General features: G+C 68.1%; 9 protein-coding genes. 4 read left to right on the forward strand and 5 right to left on the reverse strand.

The genetic code is table 11. The features are described 5' to 3' along the window. The first annotated feature begins 24 nt into the window (after window positions 1-24). Window positions 25-333, forward strand: coding sequence for a helix-turn-helix transcriptional regulator (locus BGN97_RS00245; RefSeq protein WP_292696966.1), 309 nt, complete (start codon window positions 25-27; stop codon window positions 331-333). Between the two features lie 26 nt (window positions 334-359). Next, a complete protein-coding gene (locus tag BGN97_RS00250) occupies window positions 360-527 on the forward strand; it encodes a hypothetical protein (protein WP_285638146.1) in 168 nt (55 codons plus the stop codon). A 9-nt stretch (window positions 528-536) separates the two neighbouring features. Here the strand turns inward: BGN97_RS00250 and BGN97_RS00255 are convergent, their stop codons facing one another. From BGN97_RS00255 to BGN97_RS00270, 4 genes are all read right to left on the reverse strand, one after another. Then, window positions 537-1,454 carry a carbohydrate ABC transporter permease gene (locus BGN97_RS00255; RefSeq protein ID WP_292696969.1) on the reverse strand — a complete coding sequence of 306 codons (918 nt, stop codon included), beginning with the start codon at window positions 1,452-1,454 and terminating at the stop codon, window positions 537-539. Continuing rightward, on the reverse strand, window positions 1,451-2,341 hold the full coding sequence (locus tag BGN97_RS00260) for a sugar ABC transporter permease (RefSeq protein WP_292696971.1): 891 nt from the start codon (window positions 2,339-2,341) through the stop codon (window positions 1,451-1,453). Before BGN97_RS00260 ends, BGN97_RS00255 begins: the two co-directional genes overlap by 4 nt. A gap of 70 nt (window positions 2,342-2,411) precedes the next feature. Then, window positions 2,412-3,704, reverse strand: coding sequence for an extracellular solute-binding protein (locus BGN97_RS00265; protein WP_292696974.1), 1,293 nt, complete (start codon window positions 3,702-3,704; stop codon window positions 2,412-2,414). Window positions 3,705-3,793: 89 nt separating this feature from the next. Then, complete coding sequence (locus BGN97_RS00270) at window positions 3,794-4,843, reverse strand: LacI family DNA-binding transcriptional regulator (protein WP_292696977.1); 1,050 nt, start codon at window positions 4,841-4,843, stop codon at window positions 3,794-3,796. Between the two features lie 84 nt (window positions 4,844-4,927). Here BGN97_RS00270 and BGN97_RS00275 point away from each other — a divergent pair, with 84 nt between their 5' ends. Beyond that, window positions 4,928-5,503 carry a YdeI/OmpD-associated family protein gene (locus BGN97_RS00275; protein ID WP_292696979.1) on the forward strand — a complete coding sequence of 192 codons (576 nt, stop codon included), beginning with the start codon at window positions 4,928-4,930 and terminating at the stop codon, window positions 5,501-5,503. A 193-nt stretch (window positions 5,504-5,696) separates the two neighbouring features. After that, complete coding sequence (locus BGN97_RS00280) at window positions 5,697-6,740, forward strand: Fic family protein (protein ID WP_292696983.1); 1,044 nt, start codon at window positions 5,697-5,699, stop codon at window positions 6,738-6,740. Between the two features lie 14 nt (window positions 6,741-6,754). Here the strand turns inward: BGN97_RS00280 and pyrE are convergent, their stop codons facing one another. Then, complete coding sequence (gene pyrE, locus BGN97_RS00285; protein WP_292696985.1) at window positions 6,755-7,315, reverse strand: orotate phosphoribosyltransferase; 561 nt, start codon at window positions 7,313-7,315, stop codon at window positions 6,755-6,757. Window positions 7,316-7,527 lie beyond the last annotated feature (212 nt).

Raw genomic sequence — 7,527 nt, forward strand, 5'->3', positions numbered from 1 at the left:
CCGTCGTCCAATCTCAATAGCCAAATGCGCGAGGTCGTGGTGACCATCGAGGAGGCGCGCCCGTCGGAGGTGGTCGATCTCGTCGTCGCAGCGTTCGCGCTCACCCCACGCGAGCGCGACGTGACCGCGATGGTGCTGCGCGGCGCGGAGACCAAGGAGATCGCCGGCACGCTGCACCTGTCCGCCTACACGGTGCAGGACCACCTGAAGTCGATCTTCGACAAGGCCGGAGTCCGCAGCCGGCGCGAGCTCATCACGAAGGTGTACCTGGACCAGTACCTGACCAGGAACGACCAGCCCGTGGGCCCGTCCGGCTGGTATCTGCCGGGCTAGGCTGGTCGCATCGAGAGAGGACCCCGATGACTCAGCAGGACATGCTCTTCCTGGTCATGCTCGTCATCGGCCTGACCGGCCTGACCGTGCTGACCCTGCAGCTGCTCAAGCGCCCCAAGCGCGATCAGAAGGGCGAGTGGTACGAGGGCCCCTGGGACGACGACGACCGTCCGAGAGGCCCCCACAACGGCTGAACCGACGGGTCAGGACTTGACCGACCCGCTCATCAGTCCGCCGACGAAGTACTTGCCGAGCAGGATGTACACGAGCAGCGTCGGAATCGACGCGATCAGCGCACCCGCCATAGACGCGCCGTAGTTCGACAGCTGCGCGCCCTGCGACAGGTTCACCAGCGACAGCGAGACCGGCCCCTGATTGGCATCCGAGAGGAACAGTGCGAACAGGTAGTCGTTCCACGCCGAGGTGAACTGCCAGATGATCGTCACGACGAACCCGGGCAGCGACAGCGGCAGGATGATGCGCCAGTACGAGCCGAGCATGCCGGCGCCGTCCATGCGGGACGCCTCCATGAGCTCCTCGGGCACGCCCTCGTAGTAGTTGCGGAAGATCAGCGTGCAGATCGGCAGACCGTAGATGATGTGCACGAACAGCAGCGTGACGATGCTCGACGGCAGCCCCAGCGAGGTCTTCATCTGCACCAGCGGCACCATGATCGCCTGATACGGGATGAACATGCCGAACAGGATCAGCGTGAACACCACGTTCGCGTAGGGGAACTTCCACCGCGAGAGCACGAAGCCGTTCATCGAGCCGAGCATGGCCGAGACCAGGGCCGCGGGGATCGCGAGCAGGAAGGTGCGTCCGAGCGGCGCGGCCAGCGCCTCCCACGCGGTGGCCCAGTTGCCGAACCCGGTGGCACCGTCGCCGTCGGCCTGCCACGGCCAGCGCGACGGCCACGCCCACGAGGTGACGGCGCTGACGTCGGACGGCGGCTTCAGGCTGGTGACCACCAGCACGTACACCGGCATCAGCACGATGACGATGAAGAGCAGAAGCAGCACGTACTTGGTGGTGCGGCCGATCCGCGCGCGGGTGCGATGCGCGGTCGGGATGCTGCCGGCGGTGGTGGCGCGGCGCTCGATTCCGGTTGCGACGGTCACTTGCGTGCCCTCCTCTCGGCGCGGGCCGTGGAGATCAGGTACGGCACGATGAAGATGCACACCAGCAGCAGCAGGACGGTGGCGATGGCGGATGCCTTGCCGTACTCCCCGCCGGTCAGCGCGGTCCACATGTAGGTGGCCGGGACCTCGGTGATGTACACCGGACCGGTGACGGCCATGATCAGGTCGAAGACCTTCAGCGACATGTGCGCGACGATCACGAGCGCCGACAGGGCGACCGGATGCAACTGCGGGAAGATCACGTGACGGTAGAGCTTCCACTCGCTGGCGCCGTCCATCCGGGCGGCCTCGCGCAGCTCCTCGGGGATGCCGCGGAAGCCGGAGAGGAACAGCGCCATCACGTAGCCGGAGAGCTGCCAGATGGCGGGCATCGCCATGGCGGCCATGCCCCACAGCGGCTGGTTGTACCAGTCGTTCTGCAGACCTCCGAGCCCGATGGACTCGAGCAGGCGGTTCAGCCCCGAGGCGCGGTCGCCCTGTGCGGAGCTGAGCAGCCACCGCCAGACGACACCGGATGCCACGAACGAGACGGCCATCGGGAACAGGTAGACCGAGCGGAACACGCCCTCGGCCGTGACGCCCTTGTCCAGCATCCAGGCCCAGAGGAACCCGAAGAGCATGGTCCCGACCATGAAGAACACCGTGAAGATGCCGAGGTTGGCCAGGGAGTGCAGGAACCGCGGTTCGGTGAGAAGGTCGGTGAAGTTCTGCAGACCGACGAACTCGGATGCCGACAGGGCGGAGTCCTTGGTCATGGCCGTGTAGAAGTTCTGGCCGATCATCACGTAGACGAAGATGCCCAGCAGCACGATCGTCGGCGAGATCAGCAGCAGCGGCGGCCCCCAGTTGCGGATGCCCTTGCGCATCGGCGCCCTCCTTCAGACGGGGATGCGAGCGGGGCGGCGCCGGTGCGCCGCCCCGCTCGGAGGATGGATGTTACTTGCCGAGGCCCTTGGTCTGCGCCTGGACGAGAGCGTCCTGCAGAGCCTTGCCGTCCTTGGTGGAGACGAACTGCCCGATCGCGGAGGTGATGTCGTTCAGCCAGGAGACCTTCACGGCCGCGCCGTGCGCCAGCGAGCTGACCACGGTGTCCTTGGCGAACGAGGCCATCGCGCCCTGCTGGTACTCGGGGTAGTCCGAGGCGTTGGCGTCGGTGCGCGCCGGGATCGAGCCCTTGGCGAGGTTGAACGCCTTCTGTCCGTCGGCGGAGCTGATCGTCTTCAGCCAGTTCTTCGCACCGCCGGCGTGCGGAGCACCGACCGGGAGGGTGAAGGAGTCGGCGAGGAAGTCGAACGTGCCGTCGGTGCCGGGCGTCGGCCAGGTGGTGTAGTCGGTGCCGTAGGTCTTGTTCTTGGCGTCGAACTCGGCCAGGGCCCAGTCGCCCATCACGTTGTACGCGGCGGTGCCGTCGATGACCATGTCGGTCGCGACCGGCCAGTCCTGACCGGTGCCGTCGGTGTTCGCGTACGAGAGCAGCGAGGTGTAGTCCTCGATCGCCTTGGTGACCTTGGCGTCGTCGAACTTGGTCTTGCCGTCCCACAGGCCCGTGTAGCCGTCGGCGCCGAGGTCGGCGAGCAGCACGTTCTCGAACAGCTGCACCTGGGTCCAGTCCGTCGCCACCGAGAGCGGGGTCTCGACGCCCGCGTCCTTGAGCTTCTTCATGTCGGCGAGCCAGGCGTCGACGTCGGCGGGCGCCGTCTTCGGGTCGATGCCGGCCTTGGTCAGCACCTCGTTGTTGACCCACACGACGTTGGCGCGGTGGATGTTGCTGGGCACCGAGTAGATCTTGCCGTCGACCGTCAGGCGGTCGAGCAGCGTCTTCGGGAAGACGTCATTGAGGCCGTTGTCCTTGTAGAAGGAGCTGAGGTCCTCGATCTTCTTCGCCTCGATGTAATCGGTGAGCTCGGCACCGGCGTGCGCCTGGAACGAGTCCGGCGGGTTGTTGGCCTTCAGACGCGAGGCGAGGGCGTTCTTCGCGTTCGAGCCCGCGCCGCCGGCGACGGCCGCGTTGACGAACTTCGTCTTCGGGAACTGCTCGCCGAAGACCTTGACGAGCGCGTCCAGGCCCGTCTTCTCGGAGCCGGATGCCCACCAGGTGAAAACCTCGACCTGGCTGGCGTCGTCGGAGCCGCCGCCCTTGCCGCCGCCGTCGCCGGGGCTGCCGGAGCAGCCTGCCAGAACGAGAGCCGCGACACCGAGACCCGCTACTGCTGCGAGCGCTTTGCGCATGTGATCCTCCATCGGATGAAGACGGCCTGCTGTGCGCGGGCCTTCTGACATCGAATCTGAAAACGTTGCCAAACGCAACGGGGGTCGGGTCACAACCCGGTAACGGCGACCGGCGGCGTCTCGCCCGAACCACGCTCGACCATCCGCGTGCCCAGCACGATGCGGCGGTCCGGGCCGGCGAGACCCGCGATCCGATCGAAGAGGAGGTCGGCGGCGGCCTCGCCGATCGCCCACGGGTCCTGCGCGACGGTCGTCACCGGCGGGCTCATCAGCTCGGCCAGGTCGAAGTCGTCGAAGCCGACCAGAGCCGGATGCGCGTCGAGCAGCCGCAGCGCCTTGAGAACCGCCTTGGTGGTGCGGCTGTTGGTGGTGAACAGCGCGGTGGGCGGGTCGTCCAGAGAGGCGAGCTCGCTCAGCGCCTCGACGCACGCGTCGACGTCGTCGTCGACCGCGACGATCAGCTCGGGACGCACCGGCAGCCCGGCATCCCGGATGCCCTGCCGGAACCCGGCCTGCCTCCGCTCGGAGGTGTAGCGGCCGGAGATGTGCGCGAGGCAGGCGATGCTGCGGTGCCCGGCCTGCACGAGGTGGGCCACAGCATCCGCTGCGCCGCGCTCGTTGTCCACCACGATCAGGTCGGCGGGCAGGCCCTGCGGCGGCCGGTCGACGAACACGATCTTCGTGCCCGCGGCCTTCTCGGCAGCGAGGAACGAGACGTCGACCTCCTCGTGCGCGACGACGATCAGTCCGTCCAGCCGGCGACTCAGCATCCGCCGCAGAACCCGCTCCCCCTCGATCGGGTCGTCACCGCCGGAGGCGACGAGCACGAGCACGTCGTGCTCCTGCGCACGCTGCTCGATCGTGAAGACGAGTTCGGAGTAGAACGGGTCGGAGATCCGCGTCACGACCACCCCGATCGTGCGCGTCGATCCGGTGCGCAGCGTGTGCGCGAAGTCGTTGCGGCTGTACCCGAGCTCGGCGATGGCACGCTCGACCGCCTTCGACTTGGCCCGGCTGACGCCGCCCTTGCCCGCGACGACGCGCGACACGGTCGACAGCCCGACACCCGCGCGGGATGCGACATCCTTCATGGTCGGGCGGCCCGCGGCATCCGCGCTCTCGTCGCTTGACTTCGCCATAGGGAGAACAATCCCATGAAAACGTTGCCAAGTCCATGTCGCCGCCGCACCCTAGGCTGGGCCCACGGCGACACGGAGGTGCGGATGGGCGTTCTCGACGAGGGCGAGCAGGTGACGGCGGCGGATGCCGCGGCCTGGCGCGACTGGCTGGAGGCCAACCACGCGACCGCACCCGGCGTGTGGCTGCTGAACGTGCGCGGATCGGCGGCGAGTGGCATCTACTACGAGGACGCCGTGCGGCACGCCCTGCGCTTCGGGTGGATCGACGGCCCGGTGCGCACCTTCGCCGAGAACTCGGTCGGCCAGTGGTTCTCACCGCGCCGGAAGGGCAGCGGCTGGGCAGCGACCAACAAGGCCCGGCTCGCGGAGCTGGAGGCCGCGGGCCTGCTCGCGCCCGCCGGCATCCGCGTGATCGAGGCGGCCAAGGCCGACGGGTCATGGACCGTGCTCGACGGACCCGAGGCCGGCATCGAGCCGCCCGAGCTCACCGCCGCCCTGGACGCCGTCCCCGAAGCGCGCGCGGCCTGGGAAGGCTTCCCCAAGTCGGTGAAGAAGCAGGGGCTCACGCTGATCGCGACCGCCAAGCGCGCCGAGACGCGCGACGCGCGGATCGCGAAGATCGTGGCGGATGCCGCGGTGGGGCGCCGGCCACGCCAATGACCTCGATAAGTTAAGGATAGTCGTTTATCCTTAACTTAATCGGGAGGGGTGTATGAGCAGCGACTGGCCTGCCGTCGAGCATGAGCCTCGGCCATGGGAGCGTTCCGGCAACGAGATCGGCTCGAGGCGGCAGCTGCGCCGACTCGCAGGTGAGTACCTCGCGGCGATACCTCCCTTCATCCGGCGCCTGCCCGTGCGACTTGAGGACGACGTTCTCACCGCCGCCGACGAGGCGAGCCACGAGCTCGCGCGCTTCGACGCCGAGGCGGGTGCATTCATCGCGCCCTTCCCGGCGATCCTGCTGCGCACCGAATCGGCGTCGAGTTCCGAGATCGAGAATCTCACCGCAGGCGCGAAGCAGATCGCTCTTGCGGGAATCGGCGCTGCACGATCAGCGAACGCGCGGCTCATCGTGGCGAACACACACGCCATGGAGGCCGCTCTGCGTCTCAGCGATCATCTCGACGAGGACGCAATCATCGAGATGCATCGCGCGCTGCTGCAGGAATCCGCGCCGCAGTTCGTGGGCGGCTGGCGACAGGAACAGGTCTGGATCGGCGGCAGCCGGCTCTCGCCGCATGACGCCGAGTTCGTCCCACCTCACCATGATCGAGTGCCTGCACTGATGAGCGACCTGCTCGATTTCGCAGATCATGACGACGTTCCGGTGCTGGCCCAGGCCGCGATCGCGCATGCTCAGTTCGAGACAATCCATCCGTTCCCCGATGGCAACGGACGCACCGGCCGGGCGCTCATCCAGGCGATGCTGCGCCGGGCGAGACTCACCCGCAATGTCACCGTTCCCGTGTCGGCCGGGCTGCTCCACGACCCGAAGGCCTACTTCCAGGCACTGACGGATTACCGCGCGGGCGACGTCGACGCGATCGTCCATGCGATCACCAACGCGACTTTCGCCGCGATCGGGAACGGACGGCATCTTGTCGAAGACGTGCACGCCGCGCGCGCGTCGTGGAATGACCTGGTGCACGCACGCTCCGACTCCGCCGTGCATCGGGCGCTGGACCTGCTGCTCGCCCAGCCGATCATCACGGCCAAGCTCACTGCGAGGGAACTCGGTGTGAGCGAAGTATCAGCGCACGCCGCCATCAACCGCCTGGCCGAAGCCGGCGTTCTCACCCAGGCGGGCGGCGGTATGCGGAACCGCATCTGGCAGGCATCCGACATCATCACCGCACTCGATGCGTTCGCGGAACGCGCGCGCCGCGGCCGGGTGTGAAGAGCGGCAGAAGATTACTGCGGGTCGAGGCCCAGGTCGTCCAGGTCGAACGCCGCGAGCCACTGCAGGCCCTCGGCCTCGATGGCGGCCTGTGCGCCGGTCTTGCGGTCGACGATCACGGCGACGGCGAGCACCTCGGCGCCCTCACGGCGCAGCACCTCGACGGCCTTGAGCGCCGACTGGCCGGTGGTGGAGGTGTCCTCCAGCACGATGACGCGCTTGCCCTCGACGCTCGCGCCCTCCACCTGGCGACCGCGGCCGTGGTCCTTGGGCTCCTTGCGCACGACGAACGCGTCCAGCGGGCGGTCGGTGCCGACCGAGGCGTGCATGACGGAGTTCGCGATCGGGTCGGCGCCGAGCGTGAGACCGCCCACCGCGGAGATGTCGTGGGCCTTGATCAGGTCGAGCATGATGCGCCCGATCGCGGGAGCCGCGCGGTGGTCGAGGGTGAGCTTGCGCATGTCGACGTAGTACGTCGCCTTCTTGCCGCTGGAGAGCGTGAAGTCGCCGTGGAACACCGCCTCGGCGGTGATGAGGTCGAGCAGGGCCTGGCGGTCGGCGGCGAGATCAGTCACGGGTTCAGTGTATTCGGGGCTGGTTCCGCCGCGTGTGCGCGATTAGCGTGGCATCCGGAGGTCTCATGTTCTCGTACGATCCCTACGCCGCCCTCGCCGAGCTGCGCCCCGTGCCGCCGCTCGAGCTGACCAGTCCCGAGCTCGAGGCGGGCGGCGCGATGCCCCTGTTCGCCTGGTCGTCCAGCCGGGGCGGTGAGGACCGGCATCCCACC

It is taken from the genome of Microbacterium sp. 69-10 (genome assembly GCF_001897945.1).
In the GTDB taxonomy this organism is placed as follows: Bacteria; Actinomycetota; Actinomycetes; order Actinomycetales; family Microbacteriaceae; genus Microbacterium.